17 protein-coding genes and 1 pseudogene are annotated in these 18,991 nt (G+C 70.3%); 14 read left to right on the forward strand and 4 right to left on the reverse strand.

Annotated elements, in window-relative coordinates:
• Positions 1 to 376: 376 nt before the first annotated feature.
• From ACWCWD_RS36480 to ACWCWD_RS36495, 4 genes and pseudogenes are all read left to right on the forward strand, one after another.
• A pseudogene (locus ACWCWD_RS36480) lies at positions 377 to 784 on the forward strand (pentapeptide repeat-containing protein); the annotation flags it as partial.
• Between the two features lie 174 nt (positions 785 to 958).
• Positions 959 to 2,029, forward strand: coding sequence for a pentapeptide repeat-containing protein (locus ACWCWD_RS36485; protein ID WP_450779893.1), 1,071 nt, complete (start codon positions 959 to 961; stop codon positions 2,027 to 2,029).
• Between the two features lie 316 nt (positions 2,030 to 2,345).
• Positions 2,346 to 2,555, forward strand: a complete 210-nt coding sequence (locus tag ACWCWD_RS36490; protein WP_450779864.1) for a hypothetical protein — start codon at positions 2,346 to 2,348, stop codon at positions 2,553 to 2,555.
• Positions 2,556 to 4,319: 1,764 nt separating this feature from the next.
• Entirely contained in the window at positions 4,320 to 5,273 is a 954-nt protein-coding gene (locus ACWCWD_RS36495) for a hypothetical protein (RefSeq protein ID WP_450779865.1), read from the forward strand.
• A 115-nt stretch (positions 5,274 to 5,388) separates the two neighbouring features.
• Here ACWCWD_RS36495 and ACWCWD_RS36500 read toward each other — a convergent pair whose 3' ends face one another.
• A complete protein-coding gene (locus ACWCWD_RS36500) occupies positions 5,389 to 5,625 on the reverse strand; it encodes a DUF397 domain-containing protein (RefSeq protein WP_450779867.1) in 237 nt (78 codons plus the stop codon).
• Positions 5,622 to 6,479, reverse strand: coding sequence for a helix-turn-helix domain-containing protein (locus tag ACWCWD_RS36505; RefSeq protein ID WP_450779869.1), 858 nt, complete (start codon positions 6,477 to 6,479; stop codon positions 5,622 to 5,624). Before ACWCWD_RS36505 ends, ACWCWD_RS36500 begins: the two co-directional genes overlap by 4 nt.
• 305 nt (positions 6,480 to 6,784) lie before the next feature.
• Here ACWCWD_RS36505 and ACWCWD_RS36510 point away from each other — a divergent pair, with 305 nt between their 5' ends.
• From ACWCWD_RS36510 to ACWCWD_RS36555, 10 genes are all read left to right on the forward strand, one after another.
• Complete coding sequence (locus tag ACWCWD_RS36510; RefSeq protein WP_450779871.1) at positions 6,785 to 7,219, forward strand: NUDIX hydrolase; 435 nt, start codon at positions 6,785 to 6,787, stop codon at positions 7,217 to 7,219.
• Between the two features lie 39 nt (positions 7,220 to 7,258).
• Positions 7,259 to 9,151, forward strand: coding sequence for a radical SAM protein (locus tag ACWCWD_RS36515; RefSeq protein WP_450779873.1), 1,893 nt, complete (start codon positions 7,259 to 7,261; stop codon positions 9,149 to 9,151).
• Positions 9,148 to 9,777, forward strand: coding sequence for a hypothetical protein (locus tag ACWCWD_RS36520; RefSeq protein WP_450779875.1), 630 nt, complete (start codon positions 9,148 to 9,150; stop codon positions 9,775 to 9,777). The genes ACWCWD_RS36515 and ACWCWD_RS36520 overlap by 4 nt, the downstream gene beginning before the upstream one ends.
• On the forward strand, positions 9,774 to 10,499 hold the full coding sequence (locus ACWCWD_RS36525) for a hypothetical protein (protein ID WP_450779877.1): 726 nt from the start codon (positions 9,774 to 9,776) through the stop codon (positions 10,497 to 10,499). The genes ACWCWD_RS36520 and ACWCWD_RS36525 overlap by 4 nt, the downstream gene beginning before the upstream one ends.
• 12 nt (positions 10,500 to 10,511) lie before the next feature.
• On the forward strand, positions 10,512 to 11,147 hold the full coding sequence (locus tag ACWCWD_RS36530; RefSeq protein ID WP_450779879.1) for a hypothetical protein: 636 nt from the start codon (positions 10,512 to 10,514) through the stop codon (positions 11,145 to 11,147).
• 14 nt (positions 11,148 to 11,161) lie between these two features.
• Positions 11,162 to 12,058, forward strand: coding sequence for a protein kinase domain-containing protein (locus ACWCWD_RS36535; RefSeq protein WP_450779880.1), 897 nt, complete (start codon positions 11,162 to 11,164; stop codon positions 12,056 to 12,058).
• 98 nt (positions 12,059 to 12,156) lie between these two features.
• The gene (locus ACWCWD_RS36540) at positions 12,157 to 12,315 is read left to right on the forward strand and encodes a hypothetical protein (protein ID WP_450779882.1); all 159 of its coding nucleotides are present in this window, start codon (positions 12,157 to 12,159) and stop codon (positions 12,313 to 12,315) included.
• A 103-nt stretch (positions 12,316 to 12,418) separates the two neighbouring features.
• Positions 12,419 to 13,315 carry an aKG-HExxH-type peptide beta-hydroxylase gene (locus ACWCWD_RS36545; protein WP_450779884.1) on the forward strand — a complete coding sequence of 299 codons (897 nt, stop codon included), beginning with the start codon at positions 12,419 to 12,421 and terminating at the stop codon, positions 13,313 to 13,315.
• A 338-nt stretch (positions 13,316 to 13,653) separates the two neighbouring features.
• Positions 13,654 to 14,697, forward strand: coding sequence for a hypothetical protein (locus ACWCWD_RS36550; protein WP_450779886.1), 1,044 nt, complete (start codon positions 13,654 to 13,656; stop codon positions 14,695 to 14,697).
• A 222-nt stretch (positions 14,698 to 14,919) separates the two neighbouring features.
• Positions 14,920 to 15,144, forward strand: a complete 225-nt coding sequence (locus tag ACWCWD_RS36555) for a hypothetical protein (RefSeq protein WP_450779887.1) — start codon at positions 14,920 to 14,922, stop codon at positions 15,142 to 15,144.
• A 63-nt stretch (positions 15,145 to 15,207) separates the two neighbouring features.
• On the opposite strand, the gene ACWCWD_RS36560 is transcribed toward ACWCWD_RS36555, so the two are convergent.
• Entirely contained in the window at positions 15,208 to 16,020 is an 813-nt protein-coding gene (locus tag ACWCWD_RS36560) for a hypothetical protein (protein ID WP_450779889.1), read from the reverse strand.
• Positions 16,017 to 18,410 (reverse strand): Helicase associated domain protein, encoded by a 2,394-nt coding sequence (locus ACWCWD_RS36565; protein ID WP_450779891.1) that lies wholly within the window; start codon positions 18,408 to 18,410, stop codon positions 16,017 to 16,019. Before ACWCWD_RS36565 ends, ACWCWD_RS36560 begins: the two co-directional genes overlap by 4 nt.
• Positions 18,411 to 18,991: the final 581 nt, after the last annotated feature.

An 18,991-nucleotide genomic window follows, 5' to 3' on the forward strand; every position in this document is an offset into this window, starting at 1 on the left:
GCCTGCGCTGGTTTGTGTTTGTCTGCTCCGCGCCCCCCGCCACGACGCCACCGCTCAGGACCCCGTCGGCTGCCGCGGCATACAGGTAGCCGGGCACGCCCAATGCCTGGCCCACCTGGCCGATCCCGACCGCGACACCTACCTGACCAGCCTGGCCCCCCGCGCCAACATCGACCACCGCGGCACCACCCTCACCGAACCCCTCCTCAACGCCCTCCTCGCGCGGCTCCGCGACCCCGCGACCGGACGCACCACCCTCGGCTCCGCCCGGTTTGAGACGGCCTTGTTCGCGGGTGACGCCCAGTTCGGGACGGCCTTGTTCGCGGGTGACGCCCAGTTCGGGTTCGCGTCGTTCTCGGGTCTCGTCGATTTTGAGTTGGCGTCGTTCGCGGGTGACGCCGATTTTGAGATGGCGTCGTTCGGGGATGACGCCTGGTTTGGGTCGGCGTCGTTCGGGGGTGACGCCTGGTTTGGGTCGGCGTCGTTCGGGGGTGACGCCTGGTTTGGGTCGGCGTCGTTCTCGGGTGTCGTCGATTTTGAGTTGGCGTCGTTCGGGGGTGACGCGCAGTTTGGGTTGGCGTCGTTCGGGGGTGAAGCGCAGTTTGGGTCGGCGTCGTTCGGGGGTGACGCGCAGTTTGGGTCGGCGTCGTTCGCGAGTCTCGCCAGGTTTGGGTTGGCGTCGTTCGGGGGTGCCGCCGGGTTTGAGTTGGCGTCGTTCGGGGGTGACGCGCGGTTTGGGTTGGCGTCGTTCTCGGGTGTCGCCGGGTTTGGGTCGGCGTCGTTCGCAGATGGCGCGCGGTTCTTGGGGGCACTGTTCGCGGGTGCCACCGGTTTCGCCCGCGCGTCCTTCGCGGGCGACGTCGACTTCGCATCGGCGATCTTTGAACATGACGTCTGGTTCGAGTCGGCGTCTTTCGAGCGGGCAACTGCTATCGGGCCGTTGAAGTGCGCCGGAAAGGTGGTGCTGTCCGGGGCCGTCTTCGGCGAGCCGGTGACCCTCTCGATCGCCGCACGCCGCCTTGAGTGCCAGCGGACCCGCTGGACCGCGACGGCAGAGCTGCGCCTGCGCTACACCACCGTGAACTTCACCAACGCGGTCTTCGAGTACCCCCTCACCATCGCCGCGGAAGCCGACCCCTTCGTGCTCACCAACGGGCAGCCGATGACAGAACAGGCCCTCGCTGCCGCGCCCGACGACACGGTCCGGATCGCCTCGCTACGCGGAGTGGACGCCGCTCATCTCGTACTCTCCGGCGTCGACCTCACAGACTGCGCCTTCATCGGCGCCGTACACCTGGACCAGCTGCGCCTGGAGGGAGCCTGTTCCTTCGGCGAGGTGCCCTCCGGGGTGCACTGGCGACGCGGGCGCCCGCTGAGGTTTACCCGGCGCCGCACCCTCGCCGAGGAACGTGCGTGGCGGGCCGGCCGACAGGGCGCGGCACCGGGCTGGGGGACAGCACGAGCAGCTGCGCCGGCGGCTGGTCCGGTGCAGCTGGCACCGGTGTACCGGGCGCTGCGCAAGGCGTTCGAGGACGGCAAGGACGAGCCCGGGGCGGCGGACTTCTACTACGGCGAGATGGAGATGCGCCGCCACGACCACACCAGGTCGACGGCCCGCTCCGAACGCTTCCTGCTGTTCGTGTACTGGCTGCTGTCCGGGTACGGACTGCGCGCTTCGCGCGCCCTTGGATGGCTCGCCCTCGCGGTGTTCGCCACCGTCGTCCTCTTGATGGGTTTCGGGATTCCGCAGGACTCCCCGAAGCAGGAAGCGACCGGCGTCGTGCCGTCCGGCGGAGGCCGCGTCGTCTTCGAGATCGACGAGGACGACCCGCGGAACCCGACCGGTGACCGGTACACCACCAGGCGGTTCGAGAAGGCGCTCAACGTGACCGCGAACTCCGTCGTCTTCCGCTCCTCCGGACAGGACCTCACGACCACCGGCACGTACATCGAGATGGCTTCCCGGCTGACCGAGCCCGTCCTCCTCGGCCTCGCCGTGCTCGCCGTACGCAACCGCGTCAAACGCTGATCAACCACACCGGAAACCGTCCTCTCGGCGTACGGTCCCCCGCGCCGGGGTCGGCCGTACTGACACCGCGTGTCGCCGACCACTGACACTCTCGTGTCGCGCGACAGGCCCGCTGGACGGGCAGAGCGTCCCGGTGCTCGCCGAGGACGACGACCCGCGGACCGCGATCATCAGCGATCACGGCCAGTACCCCCGGGGGCCGCTCCCTCTACGCCCCGGACGCGTCGGGGGGCTGGCGGTGGATCCAGGAGTTGCGGCCCGATCAGCTGTGACCACCGCGCCGTATCCTCCGGTGCGCTACAACCGTTGGGTGATCATGGACTCACTCGTGGAACTGGCCGTGTACGCGGCCCGTCTGGACACACGACTGGCACGGATCACGGCCGATCCTGCGGTGCCAGCCGAACTCGTCGCGGGCACGGTGGCTCTGCGGCAGGGCTGCCGGGTGCTGCGGGCGGAAGCCGTCGACCTGGCGGTCGCCCGCACCGTGATCCCCGATCTCCCGCCCAGCAGCCGGCAGGAGTGACCGACCGCCCCGGCATGCGCCCAGCGCTGGCTCGGTCATCCCCTGGATGAATGGGAGCGTGAACGAACCCGCCCGGCGCAGAGTCAGCCCGGGTCCACGCTCCCGCCCTACCGGGCATAGACACGACGTTGCCGAGGGCGCTGTGCTCCGGGCCGACCGACGCCTGCTCGCGCGCGAAACAGGCTCCCTGCGCGACCTCAGCCCAGGCAGGTCACAGCGGATCAGGGCTGCACATTCCGCAACTACGGCGGCGGATGCCGCTCGTTCGGAGCTCCTGCGCAGTCAGAACCGCTGGGAGAGCCCGCCAGTCGAGATGCCGGGCCGCACCCTCGTCACCCTTCTCACGCGCACGCCTGATCAAGAAACCCAGCTGCTACTGACCACTCTCCACACTGGGCAGGCTCCTGCAGTCCCACCGGTGCAGACGGTTCGTCGTCAGCACGTAGCTGTGACCGGCCGAGACCTGACCCTTGTAGCGAGCGATGTCCTCGGCAGCCCGAAGCCGCACACGCCGGATTCCCCCGCACAGCTCACACTCTCCCGGCCCCGCGGGTGCACGACAGGAACACCGACCGCACTCTCCGCACGCCACACAATCGTGCTCCTGGCGAGATTCCCCTGCTTCCTTCAGCGCCATCTGGGAAGCGCGGCCGGGAGCCCCGACTTGCGGCACCGAGCGAGCTGCGAGTTCCATGGCAGACGCGGTTGCGACATACCCGCCCGCCATCCCGAGCCTCTCCTGCGCCCTCCTCAGGGTCGATCCGGGGATATCCTGCCCCTGGACTGCCTGCTGGATGAGCCACCGCGCCGCCGTCACCGCATGCAGGGCACCCTCCACCCGCACACCTCCGGGCACCGCGTCCTGAAGCGCAGAAGGCATCCCGAACGCCTGCCGGTCATGAGCCTCCAGAGTTCCCGAGTAGATGGAACCTGTCAGCGTCCTTTCGACGGCAAGAAGCATGTCAAGAGCGGCCTGCCACTCGCGTGATGACGGCGGAGAATGGTCCATGTTCTCTCAACTCTTCCCGAGCGCCGAGGTCACAGACGGATCCGAATCGCTGCGAGTACCCGGTTGGCACGCCCTCTGCCTCCAGGCCCAATGTCGCGCACTCGGCGCCCAGTGACTTCGCCTGCGCAGTGATCGTTTCTTCGGTGAACCGGCGCGGCTGCACGGGTGAAGCACCCTTGCAGAGTCTTCGGCGTCCGGGGCACGGATACAAGGCGGGCGTGATCAAGAACCTGGTGCGCGGTCTGTCCGCGTTCGCTCTCGCCGCCCTGCCCCTGCTCGCCAGCCCGGCATCCGCCGACACCCCCACCGTACGCCCGAGCAGCACACCGACCAGACTGGCAAGAGGAGAGTGGGGATGCCCGGCACGGAGCCCTGGAACGCCTCCTTCCCTCGGACCGCCCGCGCCCCTCGAACGTCTTGCGTGCCCGCTCGGAGCCGGATGACGGCCCCGAGCCGCCGCGGCTGGTTCCGCCAGCGGACCTGACGAAGGGTTACAAGTACCGGCTGGCCGCCGGAGACCTCGCCCTTTCGAGGGAACCGGCGGCTCGCGGCTTGGGGCAATGCGGCTGCGCCGGTTAGCATCCTGCCTGGCTAGTGCGTACTGCCGATCGCCGCCCGCTTCCGGAGCCACGCCGCCGGACGCGGGGGCCAAGGTCCTGCGGGGCCCGCTCCCACCGTTCTGCGTTCCGTCGTCTTCATGGCAGTCGTACGAGCCGGTGCCGGGGGCGTGGCCCGGACCGGCAGAGGAGTACGTCATGCCGAAGAACCAGTCCACCGCCGCACAGGCCGCTCGCCGGGCGAGCCGGAGCGGAGCCAAGTACACCGAGGCCCTGCGCCGCGCGACGACCAGCGAACCACCGCGCACCCCGCACGTCCTGCGGTTCTTGGCGAAGTGCTCCGGCAACCTCTACCACCTGGTCGGCGGGATCGCGGCGGTCTGGGCACACAGCGGACAGAGGGTGCTGCTCCTCGAGGAAGCCGAGGACTACTGGCGCTGGACCATGCGGCCCCGCAGCCGGGGCCGCCGCAAGAAGGAGATCAAGCCGGCCACCCCGCCGGAGCCGACGACCAACACGCTGTGGGCCTCGCCGGACGGGACCGGCCTCCTGACACTCCACACCTGCATGTGGGCAGTCCGCCATCCCGCGCAGGAGAGCGACCAGGGCTCGCCTCGCGCCGACCGCAGCCCGATTGCGGCGCTGGTGGCCGACGCCCTCGACACCTACGACGTGATCGTCCTCGTGCCGAAGTACTGGTCCTACCCCGACCGCGAGAACGCGACGGCGCACGTCGTGGTCGGGGAGATCGACATCTTCCCCGACACCGACTGCAGGACCGCGCTCCCCGGCCCCGGGGGTGAAGAGACGGGCATCCCGCTGAGCCCCGAGCAGAGCGCGGCAGTGCTGCGCGAGCGCTGTCTGGACTTCTTGTTCGGCTTCCCTCACCTCCCTATCGCTCTGGACGGGGTGATCTGGCAGTCGAACGGCGAACTGCCCGTCGACGCGGAGTACCTGGCAGGCGTCGACCGGGACATGGACCGTGCCGGACTGCGCCCCTTGGGCTGGTCTCTCACCGGGCGCTGGCCCCTCCCGCACAAGCAGCTGCCCGAGCCCGACCAACTGAAGGACCCCAGCTTCGTCCTCCAGTACCAGTCCATCGCGGGGCGCCTGCGTACGGCCCTGGATGCCCGTCGCGTCAGCAGGAACTGACCCGGGAGGGCTGGCCCCCGCTGCGGCCCATGGGAGCCCTCGGAACCTCTCAGTTCTTCTCACGGAGACGGCCGGCCCCATGGACTGGGACCGGCCGATGCTGGGGGGTACGGGTTCAGCTGCGGCGGAGCTCGCCGCGGACGATGCCGCCGACGAAGGCGTTGTACTCGGAGTCGGTGAACAGGTGCGGTGCCTTGTCCGGGTTCTTCGAGTCGCGCAGCGCGACGATGCCCTGGTCGAGGAAGGCGATCTGGACGCAGTTGGTGCCGCCGCTGCTCTCGCTGCTGGTCTGCCAGTGGGCGTCGCGGAGCTGGGACTCGACCCAGGTGGGGTCGAGGTCGTTCTTGTTCATTCAAGATCCTTGGCAATGGAGGTGAGGAAGGAAAGGGAGGCCTTCTGCGAGAGGGCGTCAGATTTAAGCAGGTCGCTGGTGGTGCGGTACACCTCAACCACCGATGGCTCGTTGAGGTGGAGGGAGGTGCGCAGGGACTCGATGCAGACCAGGTCTCGTCCGTAGGGGAAGGACATGAGCATGAAGGGGCCGTCCATCCCGGCGTGAGCGCCCGCCTTGTGCGGCAGGACCTGGATGGTGATGCTGGGCACGGTGCGCGCGAGATCGGCCAGGTGGCATATCTGGGCGCGCATGGTGGGCCGGCCGCCGACTTCCTGACGGAGCAGGCCTTCGGGCAGGACCGCCCAGATCTTCAGGGCCGGGTCGCGCGCGAGCATGCTCGTCTGGTGCTCCTGGCGCATGGACACGAAGGTGTCGATGTCCTGCGGTGTCTTCCAGGCCCGGCTGCCCTCGACCACGGCTCGCGCGTACTGCGGTGTCTGCAGCAGGCCGTGGATGGAGGCCGGGTTGAACACGAACAGGCTGCCGGCGCTCTCCACCAGGGAGAGGTAGTCGCCGAGGGGGTCGTCGACGACGCCTTCGTAGCGCTGCTGCCAGTCCGCGTCGCCCGCCTTGCGGACCAGGTCGCGCAGCCCATCCCGTAGCTCGGGATCGGTGATGGCGTACACCTCGAAGAAGTGCGGCAACTGCTGGATCTTGAGGCCCTGCACCCCCTTCTCGATCTTGCTGACGGTGGAGAAGGACTTGTACCCGAGCCGGCTCGCCGCCTCTTCCTGCGTCCACCCCAGGGCCTCGCGGATACGCCGGAGTTCTGCTCCCAGGCGTCGGCGCCGGGGCGTTGGTTCGACTGGCATGTGCTCACCCCTTCCGTGTCGGCGCCAGGGTAGCGCCCGCGCCAGTTCGTGAATATGCCAACTCTCCCGGAGGAAAGGCTTTCCTCCAGGACTACTTGTCGAAAGGGAAGTTGGGCGTCACTATCGGACTCGGAACCGCGGATGGTGATATCACGATCACTCCGTGTTGATCATGCCGTGGCTCCCAAATCTCGACTCAAGGTCATTCGACCGGTTTCGGCTTGCTGCGGAGTTCCGCGCGGGCCGTGATCCACGACAGCGGGCGCGCGACGCGTCCGCACCCGACACATCGACAAGGGGTTGCTGTGCCCGAGAAGGCCGTCAAGGACAAGGTGCTGTGCTACGTCGTGCGCGACGGGAAGCTGCTGGTCTTCCGTCACACCGACTACAGCTACGAGGAGGTCGGCATCCAGGTCCCGGCGGGCAGTATCCGCCCGGGGGAGACGCCGGACGTCGCGGCGCTGCGGGAGGCGGGGGAGGAGACCGGCCTCCACGACTTCAAGATCGTGCGGAAGCTCGGTGAAGCCGAGTACGACATGAGCCCGTACCGCTTCGAGCTGCAGCACCGCCACGTCTACCACCTGGAGCTGACCGAGCCGACGCCGGAGCGGTGGGAGAGCCAGGAGGACCACGACGGGGTCGGCGAACCGACCCGCTTCGAGTGCTTCTGGATCCCGCTGGAGGCAGCCCACGTGCTGCAGTCCGGCCAGGGCGCCCTGCTGGGACGCCTGTTCGACTGAGGAGTTCTGTCCGGTCACGGCCCACGCAGGAGGCAGCCGATGTACCGCACCACCGAACAGCACGGACCGATCGAGATCGAGCAGCTGTACCGCGGCCTGGACGTCGAGGACACCACCAGCGCCGTGTCGGTGATCCTGAAGCTGCGGGGTGAGACCTGCGACATCGACTGCCTGTACTGCTACGAGAAGCGCAAGGAGGCCCCCGGGGGCGCCCGGATCGACGCCGGCCAGGTCCGCCGGCTCGCCGAGCTCTTCGCGGGGAGGCCGCTCGCCGTGGAACTCCACGGTGGCGAGCCGCTGACGGCGGGCCGCGAGCACGTCGCCGAGGTACTGCGCGAGCTGGCCGCCCAGCCGAGCGTGGTGCGGGTCTCGATGCAGACCAACGGTGTGCTGCTGGACGAGCAGTGGCTGGACCTCTTCGACGCGGAGTACCCGGGCCTGCAGATCGGGATCTCCCTGGACGGGGACGCGAAGGGCAACGCGTGGCGGGTCGGCTATGACGGCAAGCCCGTCTATCCGCGCGTCGCCGCGGCCCTGCGCCTCCTGGCCGAGCGCGGCCGCCGGGCGGGGGTGATCGCGGCGGTCACGCCCGCGATCCTCGGCCGCGCCGAAGACGTCCTGGACCATCTCGCGGACTTCGGAGCCGTCGACGCGATCAGCTTCGTGCCGTGCTTCGACACCGCCGTCCGGCGCCCCACCGCTGCCTCCGGCCGCCGCGTTCCGGCGAGCCGGCAGCTCCAGCAGGCGGCTGTCGCCGCCGCGGGAGGCCCGGCCTGGGCGATCCGCCCGGACGCGTACGCCGAGTTCGTGCTCGCCGCCACCGCTCGCTGGATCCACGCCGGGTACTTCGCGCGCCTGAAGCTGGAGCCGACGGTCTCCACGATCCGGCGCCTGCGGGGCCTGGGCTCGGGGTTCTGTCACTTCTCCGACCTCAAGTGCGACCACGTCTTCACGCTCTACCCCGACGGCCGCCTCGGGAGCTGCGACGAACTCCCCTGGCCACAGGCCCAGTTAACCCGCCTCGGCCAGACCGAGGACCAAGCGGGAATCGTCGCCGCCCAGCGCCGACTTCCCCTGCTCAACCAGGGCAAGGCCCTGATGAACCGCTGCACCACCTGCGACTACCGCACCTCGTGCGGCGGCGGCTGCATCGCCACCCGCTGGCGCTACGACAAGGCCGGGGACCAGGACGCCTACTGCGACTACCGGATGCGGATGATCGACGGCATCGCCGCCCTCCTCGCCCAGCCCGCCCACCCGGCCGGCGCCTGGTGCACCACCACCCGCTGGCGCCCCCGCACCCCGAACAGCATGCGGAACATCGACTCCTTCCTCGCCCGCTGGAACAGCCCGGACGCCCCCCGCCCTCCGATGCGGCTCCACACCAGCGCGCACGGCAACATCAACACCGTCGGCCGTCCCGGCATCCACGAGGCCGACGACCTCGACCCCGCCCACCCCCAGTGGCACGCGGCGATCGAACCCGGCGTCCGCCCCCTCGTCGACGCCGTCACCACCGGGTGGGACCTGGTCACCTACGACAGCTGCCAGGGCCACCCCTACACCGGCCTCGACCTGGCACCCGCCGAACGCCGGATCGGCATCCTCCCGCGCGACCGCACCCAGTACGCCGCGGCGGCCGCCGCCCTGTGCCGCACGGTCGCCGCAGCCGCCCCCGCCCTGCCGGCCGCCGTGCGGGCGACCGTCGGGCGCGCGGAACTCCAGTGCGAGACCAGCGGGCGCACCGTCCCGGTCCTCGACCTGGCCCTCCTGCCCGCCCCCGGACACGACTGGCCGGCGTACTTCACGGCCCTCGACACCGCCACGCACGCCCTGGCCCGCGCGCTCGCCGACGAACGGCCCACCGGCGACGGCTGCGCCTGCCCCACACCCCGGCCCGTCGCGGCCGAGGCCCACGAGGCACTGACGTGACCACCGCCCCGGACGCGTTGACGGTCCACCAGTTACTCGGGCGCATCGTGTACTTCCACGCCCTGCACATCGACCCCGAGCAGCGCACCGACGCAACCTCCCGGCCTGGCCCGGTGTGCTGCAACCACCCGGTGGCGTCGGGCCGGCAGTCGGTCGCCGACGTCCTCACCGGCTCGGCGTGGAGTGCCCTCGCCGAGGTCGCCACCGCGCTTCCCGCGCACCACCGGTTGTGCCCGAGCGCCGACGGGACGTGCTGCGCGACGTGTCGCGTCACCGGGGCCGCCGCGGCGGTCGCCGGCGGATGGGCGTCGACCGAACACCGCGCGTACCGGCACAGCGGCTCGGCCGCCCGGCTCGCGAAGGTCTGCGGGAACGCCGCGGCGGTCCGCATCGGCCGGGTCTTCGCCGACCAGCACAACGCGGGCTGCCCGGGCCTCGACAGCATCACCGCCCCGGCGCCGCAGGCGCTGCCCGGTCCGGACACGCTGCCGCTCACCGGTGAGCTGCTGGCTCTGTGGGCCGATCCGGCGGCCACCACCCGCAACCCCGTGGCCAGCTGGCTCAACCACTGCACCGGCCTGGCCGACGTCCGCCGCGTGCTCGACTCGAAGGGGAGCACCACGTGATCCACATCGCTGAGACCGTCGCCGTCGGCAGCATCGAAGGCTTCCTCGACCCGGGGGAGCGCGACCACCTCGCCACCGTCATGCGCACCGTCCTCACCGCCGACCAGCGGGGCCGCTTCGGCGACGAGCGCACCCACTCCATTCACGAGATCCCCGGCCACTCCCCGCAGCAGGCGATGGCCGTGTACGAGCCGGCCGGGCGGGTGGAGATACCGAAGATCCCCACCGGGGCCGAGGACCTGCTCCAGGCCGCCTTCGACCGTGCCCGTCCGGCGCTGTCCCGTGTCATGCCCTCCATCACCACCTGCCGGCCCTGGACCTACGTCGAGTACGGGCCCGGCCAGCACATCACCAGCCACATCGACGGCATCGCCCCCGACCCGCTCGCCTGGCCCCGGCAGATCGCCGGAATCAGCGTGGTGATCCACCAGGCCGAGGCCGGCGGCGACTTCTACGTCGAGAGCTCCTCCAGCGACCGCCTGTGGAACACCCGCCTCGACGCCGACCCGGGCACCGGCTACGCGGACGGCATGTGGCTCGCCCACGACGGCGCCGACCACTCCGCGCCCTGGTTCACCGCGATGCCCCGCACCCGGTGGAGCGTCCAACCGGCGCCCGGCACCGCCCTGCTGTACGGATCCCAGCTCGCGCACGGCACCGGGCCGGTGACCAGCGGCCGGGTCGCGAAATTCATCAGCTGGCTCATCGCCGAGAAGAACTGAAGGGCCACCCCCATGCTGCTGGCCCTGGAAGGCATCGCCGGCGCGGGCAAGAGCACGCTGCGCGACCGGCTCCTCGCCGACGCCCACGGCGCACACATCCCCCTGGGCCACATCGGACAGTTCTCCTGGCTGTCCCTCCAAGCCACCCGCACCCTCATCGCCCTGCGGGCCGGCCGCCCGGCCGCCACCAGCGACCAGGCCCTGACCGCCGCCCACACCGATCTGCACCTCCACGCCCGGCACAACCTCACCCCGGCCCTGACCAGAGGACCGCTCGTCGCCGACCGGCTCACCCTGTCCACCGCCTGCCTCCTCGCCCTGCTCCACCACCGCCCCGTCGGCGACTACGTACGGACCCTGGCCGAGGTGAGCGCCGCCCGCCCGGACCTCACCGTCCTGGTCACCACCAGCCCCGACCTGTGCCAGACCAGGCTGGCCCGCCGCCCGACCGCGCGCCGGTTCGCCGAGGACCCGGCGACCGCCCGCTGCCTCGCCGACCTCTACGACCACGCAGCGACGGCCTGGACGGACATCACCGGCCTGCCAGTCCTGCGCCACCCCTGCACCACCGAAGCCGACCTCGACCTGCTGGCCGCGGCATGCCTGGAACGGCTGCACGCCGCCGCCCCGCCCCCGGCGCGAACATGAGGAGCAGTCCCGCCATGCACCTGCACCCGATGCACCCCGCCGCCTGGACCCTGGACTACCTCCGGGCCGCCGGATGGCACATCACGGACCTGCTCGCCTTCACCCGGGCCAGCACCCTGGTCCTCGCCCACCGCGACGGCGCCGCCCCGGTGGTCCTCAAGGCCGGGTTCGGCAGCAACCACGTCCTGGCCGAACTCGACGAGCACGCCCGGCCGGCCGCCTACGGCTTCTACTGGTACGCCGAGATGACCGCGGCCGAACGCGCCCTGACCCGCGACGACTTCCGCCACGAGATCGCAGTCGCGCGCACCGCCACCGGCGCCGCGCACATCGTGCCGCTGCTCGAAGAGGGCAGCACCGACCGCTTCGACTGGTACACGATGCCCCACTGCAACGGCGGCAGCTTCCGCCCCCTCCTGACCAAGACCGGCGGCAGCCAGACGGCCGGGCTGCGGGTGCTGGCCGACGTCGCCGACGGCCTGGTCACCCTCCACGAGCACGGCATCGTGCACCGCGACGTCTACCAGGAGAACGTCCTCATCCACGACGGCCGCGGCCTGATCACCGACCTCGGCGCCGCCCGCCGCCTCGACACCCCCCGAGGACCCGCCGCCCGCGGCCCCGAAGTCCACTGGCCCCCCGAGTACTCCACCTCCTACAGCACCGCCACCCCGGCCGCCGACGCCTTCAGCCTCGCGGTCCTCACCTACCGCTACCTCTGCGCCGACATCCCCCGCCACGGCCACTCCCACCTGCATACCGCCCCCGCCGCACTGCGCCCGCTGCTGTCCGCGGCCCTCGCCCCCGAGCCGAAGGACCGGCCCGAGATGAGCGAACTGCGCGACGGCCTGCGGCACGCGGCCACCCCGACCACCGCGCCCCACCGCGCGGTCACCCACCCCACTCCGTAGGAGGGCAGAAGCCGGTGCCCACCGCCCGATCACCCCCGCGCAACCGAGCTCCGAAACGTGCACGGCCCATCATCCGCAGTCGGAAAGGACAAAAGACCATGGACGAGACCCGGATCAACACCTTCCTCGACGCCGTCGGCGAGCTCCGCGGCCAGGACGAGACCGTCCGCGCCACCGCCCACACCTCCAGCGTCTCCGCCGAGGGCTGGACGACCACCGAGGCGACCGAGCCCGCCACGGGCACCGACGCCGCCTGACCGTCACCACCATGCCGGCGGTGAACCGCCGGTGAGCACCGCCTGGGGCCGGACCCGACAAGTCCGGCCCCAGGCCCAGCCCCTGGAAGGACCTCTCGTGCTCATGCCCGCCATCGACTTCGCCCTCGCCCCGGTCCAGAACCTGCACCGGGACCGGACCAGCCGGATCCACACCCTCCTGAAGGCCGGCAGCGCCCCCGCACACGGAACGGCCGCCGTCTACTGCCTGGCGCACCACGCTCTCGAGGGCGCCGAGACCGCCGCGCGCGCACGGGACGCCGCCGCCTTTGACTGGTACTGCACCCACCCCGACGCCGACGCCTCCGCGCTGAGCACCTCCACCGTCGTCGGGCCGCGCGTCGTGGTCTCACCAGGCCCGGACGGCATGTTCCGCTCCCCGCTCTCGGAGACCCCGTACTACCTCTTGGGCCCCGGCACCGCGGCCGCCCCGGAAGAGGAGCGCGAACTAGCGGCCGCCGCGTACGCCCTGGGCGCCCGGGCCGGGTTCGCCCGCCTCCTGGCCGACCACGCCGTCGTCACCTGCCTGCTGCGGCGCAAGAACCTCGGCGACACCCTCATCAGCTGGTCCATCACCCGGCTCCCCGGCACGGTCTTCTGCGACCACGTCGGCGACCCCGCCATCCTGGGCCGGGACCTCATCCACGAGGCCGGCCACAACTGGCTCAACGACGCACTGACCGCCACCGCCTCCAAGATCGGCGACGAGACGGAGTTCTACTCCCCGTGGAGGAAAACGTCGCGCCCGGCGTTCGGCTTCCTCCACGCCTGCTGGGCCTTCCCCCTCACCATGATCTACACCGCCCGCATCCTCCCGGACACCGACGGCCCCACCCACGACTTCCTCGCCGCCTACCTGGAACAGCAGCGTGGCCTGCTCGCCACCACGGCCGAGGACCATACCCGCGCGCTCGCCCTCATCACCGATGCGACGCTGCGGGAGCACCTGCGCGCCGTTCACGACGAAGCCCTCACCCTCTGAAACGCACGACTTCCTCCGCTCTGAGGACCCACTCGACTCCCCGAAGCCCTTCCCGAAGAGTGGAAAACCCCCGCGCGTGCGGGAATGAGACCGGGTCGCTGCACGACGACCCGCGAGGAGGGGGCAGGACCGGGGCCTTGCGCACACAGCAGCGGGATGCCGAAGAACGGCGTCGGGGCGGCGAGAAAACGACCCCACCGCCACCCTCGCGCGGGTCGGCGTGGACATCCGGCAGCGGCCGGCCACGCCTTGCTCGACTGGACCAACGCTCAGACCGCGCCCGCTGGTTGTCGGTACCCCTCATTACGCTTCAGCCAGTACGTCGTGAAGGGGACGAAATGGCCAGCACTAAGATCGATCAGCGCGCGATCGAGAAGCACGTGAAAGAGATCAACAAGGCATACGAGCGGGCCTTCAAGAAGTACCCGATCACCGTGCCTCTGGGCGGCAGGAGTTTCACCGCCTCCGCCGGAGCCACCGGCCTGGGCGTCGGCATCGAGCAGGACCCCCAGCTGGTCCGCTACCTGATCTGGCTCGGCCAGCAGCCCGGACGCGGTTACGGAGAACAGGCCGCCTACGCCGAGCACTCCGGTACGCCTCAGGAAGATGTTGCGGTCCTTGCCGCCGAGCTGGAGCGGGACGGTCTGATCGACTCCAGGGGCACCTTCGGCCCACCCTCCCACCAGGTGACCAACGACGGACGCGTAGAACTGCGGCGGCTCTCCCAACTGCGCAGCGCACCCGCAGCGCGGCACCGCTACGCCACCGACGGCTTCCTGCGCTGGCTCTACGCCACCGCGCACGACCAGCGCCCCACCGACCCGGCCGCCTTCCTGAACACCACCGAGTCGTACTTCGCCGGCAGCACGCTGTCGGAAACCGAGCTCGACTACGCGCTGGCACGCCTGACGAACTCCGGACTCGTCGCGGACGCCGGCACCCAGCCCCGAACCGTCGCCATCACCCTCGACGGCATTGACTGCGTACTTTCTGGAGCGACCGTGAGCGACTACCTCAACCGCACCCGCCCTGGCGACTACTACAGCATCACCGGCACCAACGTGATCGCCGGTTCCCAGGCCAAGGTCGAGCAGCACAACCACAACAACGCCTTCGACCCCGCCGCCCTGCGCGAGTTCGCGGCCCTGGTCCAGCAGCTCGCCCCGACCTACGGTCTCGAACCCGCACAGCAGGCCGAACTCATCCGTGACGCCGAACTCCTCGGTGAAGAAGCCGACAGCGAGACCGCGCAGCCCGGACGCCTCCGCACCGCGTACCACGCCGTCATGGGCCGACTGACCCAGATCGGCGCAGCGTCAGCCGCCCTGACCACGACACTCCAGCAAGGCCAGGAGGCGTACAACACAGTCTTCGGCGGGTAGAAGCCGCGGGCGCGGACTACGCCCGATACTCACGCTCGGACCGCCCGCATACCCGCCTGCTCGCGACCACGAGGGCCCGGCCCAGAATCCAGGTCCTACACGCACACCAGTGCGATGCCGCCGCCTCCGGGCCCCGGCATCGCACTCCAGTGCGTGTAGGACCTGGGAACGTGCCTCCATCGATTCCGGGGACAACTGCCGGGTGCCGCTCGTTCACCGCACATGTCTGAACTGCCCTCGCCCGAAGAAGTCGAAGCCGCCCGCACGCCCGCCGGCGGATGGAAGCGGGACCAGCTCGCCGCCTGGGGCGTCCCGTGGCCCCCGCCCAAGGGCTGGAAGGCGGAGCTGGCCGGCCGCTGGAAGGACGCGCGTCAGGACGGCGCTCCGCCGCCCCTGCCGAGCCCGGCCCCGGCCCGCTTCGCGCAGGAGACCCTAGACTTCGACTGACCCGACACAGCGGGGCCAGAGCAGGATCCCCCTGTCCGGCCCCGCCGCTCGTTCCCGGCTGCCTTACCGGCGGAGGCGGGTACGCGGCCCCCACACGAACTCGAGGTCGTCCAGGAACACGATCTCCAGCTCCTCCTCCCACCGGTCGCGCAGCAGGAACGGGGCGCTCTCCATCCGCTCCACGATGACCAGGGTCTCGGGCTGTCCGATCAGCGCGTACCGGCCGTGCGAGGCGGGCTCGCTGCCCGGTCCGTGCGTGCGCAGCATCTTCTCCAGGCGGGCGCGGTGCTGCTCCACGAACGCCTCCAGGCGCTCGATGTACCCCTCGCGTTCCTCGGGGCGCACCGCGCTCAGCGCGACGTCCAGGAAGTCGCTGCCGTCCGGCCAGTGCCGCACCCCCCGCGCAGCGACGGCCCACGGGAACCGCTCTGCCGCCGCCAGGACGCCCGTCGCGTCCAGCATCCCGGCCGGGGCCGGCTCCTCGACCGGAGTCTCCTGCGGGGCGGGGGAAGCGGGCTGCGAGAGGTGGGCGACCAACATGGCGTTGGACGCGGCGAGTCCCCGCCCCGTGGTGGCGGTGGTGTCGGCGATGCGCAGCAACTGGCTGGCGACGTCGCGGACTCCGGCGGACCAGCCGTCCTCGAAGCGCTCCTCAGCCCCGTGCGGGGGACTGCTCTCGGAGATCCAGGTGTGGGCGCCGGCCACCGCCCCGGCCTCCAGCCGCGCCACGATGTCGTCGGCCTCCTCGTGTCCGATCCCGACGGCGGCCAGGGCCTGGAAGACCATGGACCGCGCGTCGATGGCCTGGCTCTGGTGGTGGCTGATGCGGGCCAGCTCCTGGCCGTACGCATCGACGCCCGGCTGCTCGGTGCTCATGCTGCCCACTCCAGCCCGTGGCCGGCGAGCGCGGCGAGCTTGTCGGCGGTCAGCTTGGCCCGGCGGCTCTTGCTGTTGCTGAGGAACACCCCGAGCTTCACGATGTGCTCCTGGCCGTCGATGACGATCCGTTCTTCGTGGGCCCTGGGGACGGTCAGGGAGCCCGTGCGGGCCTTGTACTGCGCCAAGGCCACCATTCCCTTCTCGAAGGCGCTCACAGCCTTCCCGGGGGCCTTGGCGGGCTCCGCCTGCTCCGGAGGCAGCGGGACGACGCCGATCGCCTCCAGGAGCTCACGCTGCCCTTCCATCAGCCCCGCCCAGACCGTGTGCTGACACTGCTTCGCCAGCCACTTGCCGACGTCCATGCCGTGGACGGTGACGCCAGGCAGAACGAGCGAGTGGTCCTCCGCGCCCGCCAGAAGCTCCCGCAGCGCGGCGTAGTGCCGCTGCCAGTCCACCGGCCACACGGGGTTCCAGTGCTCGTCCACGGCCTCCAGCGCCGTCTTCCACTCCGGGTGGCCCTCCAGGGCACCCGGGCGGCGAAGGTTGGACAACCACTGCCCCACCGGCCGGTCCAGGGCCACGGCGGACCTCGGAGCGCACAGCGTCCCGCACTCCGCGTAGTGCGCCTTCGCGGCCTCCAGGTTCTCCTGGAACCGCTCATCCACTGGTGACCAGACCATGCCGAGCTTCTCCAGCCGCGCCGCACGCTGCCCGGTCATCTGCCCGGCCCCGTATGCCCGTCGCTGTTCCGCGTTCCAGGCCCCTAGCGGGAACGCGCCCTCCTTGTGCCCGTACGGAACCCTGGCATGACCCTCACGTTCGGTGAACGTTTTGAGTGCCGCCCAGCCGCGCGCCCAGTCCTGACGCTCGATGTCGATCACGTTGAACGAAACCCAGTCCGCGACCATCACCGGGTCACGCGGAGCCGCGAAACGCAGCAAGATCCGGGATTCGTCTTCGCCTTTCTCGGGCGGCGAACCAATGTATTCGGACGGCTGCACCACGTCCTTCTGCGGCTCCTGAGGAATGGCCAGCAATTCGATGGCCTCTTCGTCGTGAGCCCGCAACCCTTCCAATACTTTCACCAAAGGCTTGTACGAACCCGACGTGAACATATCCTCCGGCTGTTCCCCGTGCGGAAGGAACACGGGCACGATCAGCGAGGCGAGTTTCCCCTCACCCGGCTTCTGACGCAGCGCCCGGCCGATGGCCTGGACGATGTCGTGCGGCGCCCCCTTCGGATCGAGCAGGGCCACCGAGTCCACCGCCCTGATGTCGACCCCCTCACCCAGCACCCGGCAGTTCGAGAGCACCGCACGCCGGGAGGTGGACCCGAACTCGCCCAGAACACCCCGCCGGCGCTCAGGGACGTGCTCACCCATCAGCCAGTCCGCCCAGATCGCCGACGGGTACTTCTCGGGCTGGTCCGCGTGCAGCTTCGCCGCCACCCGCTCCAAGCCCTCCGCGTACGCCTGAGCCTCTATCGTCCGATGGTGGAAGGTGATGCAGGTCTGAAGGTTGTGCTGCGCCATGGTGTGCAGGAGCGCGGCCTGGAGCGCCCCGAGCCGCTGCCCACGCACCTCCTCCTCGTGTCGCTCCTCGCCCATCAGCCGCTCGGGCGTGACGACCGGGTCCTGGAGCTCCAGGACGATGATCTGATACCGCGCCAGCAGCTTCCTGGACACCGCCGACGCCAGCGAGAGCTTGTAGAGGACCGGCCCGAAGACGCGCTCGTCGTCCATGGAGGCCGCCATCTCGCGCGGCAGCGGGTCACGCACCCCCTCCGCGACCTCGCGGTTCAGCCGCTCCTCCCAGATCCGCGGCGTGGCCGTCAGGTACAGCCGCCGGTGCGACGGGATGACGCCCTGGTCGTGGACGTCCGCCCACGCCTTGCCCATCGAGCCGGACGTCCTGTGGGCCTCATCGACCACCGTCAGGTCCATCGGGGCCAGGACCTGCCCGTACGCGCCCTCGAAAGCCTCCGCCAGGACCCCCAGCGAGGCGTACGTCCCGAAGATGGCCACCGGCCCGGCACCGTGCCACAGAGCCAGCTGCACGGGATTCGTGGTGGAGCGCACCTTGAGGTTCCACAGCTCCGGATCGTCGGTGAGGCTGCACACCGCGACCGCCGGCCCCGTGTGCCCAGCGGCCCGCCACGCCTGCACCGTCTGGGTCAGCAGGTCCAGCGTCGGCACCAGAACGAGAATGCGGCCCTTGGGCACAAGGCGCCGTGCCGACGCTGCGGCGATAATGGTCTTTCCCGTGCCGCACGCGGCGTGTACCTGCCCGCGCAGGCCATTCACGGGAATTCCACCCGGCGGAATATCGAAGCCCCGCACGATAGCGGCAACGGCTTCGATTTGGTGGTCACGCAACTTCACGGCCATTTCCCGTGTTCTCCTTTTCGCGGAATGTCGCGCGTAATCAGAAAGGAAGATCCCGGTGCGTTGATGCGGTTCCGGGGTTGTAGTGTCTGGACCCAAACACTACACAGGCATGCACCGTGATGCATCACTCGCGCGCCAACTTTCACCCTCACGGTGATACATGACCGAATCTCGCTCCGAAGCGGCCGGTTGTCCTGTATGCTTCCAGGCATCAGTGGGTCTAACCGGACAGGTCGAGAGCAGGAGAGGAGTCAGGGTGGAGCGCAGCGGAACCCGTCACTGCGGCGAGGCCGGCACCCGACCTGACGGCCCGTCACGCCCCGCGTAGGGGTGGTGGCCAGGAACCCCAAGCCCTACACAGCCCCGCGCGTGATGCACCTCCCCTCGTAGCCAGCCAAGGCAACCGCGCTTGCGCGGGTGCCCGCAATGAGCGCTTGCGCGAATTGCATCCCCCAGGAATTCCGTTTACGGAATTCCATTTCAGCGCTTGCGCTGGAATCCGAATTGCGCTTGCGCAATTCCGTCACTATGCAGCGCGCCAGCGCTGCATATCCCGCGGAGCGGGATCGAGGAGTACGCCC

This window comes from Streptomyces sp. NPDC001493 (genome assembly GCF_053597235.1).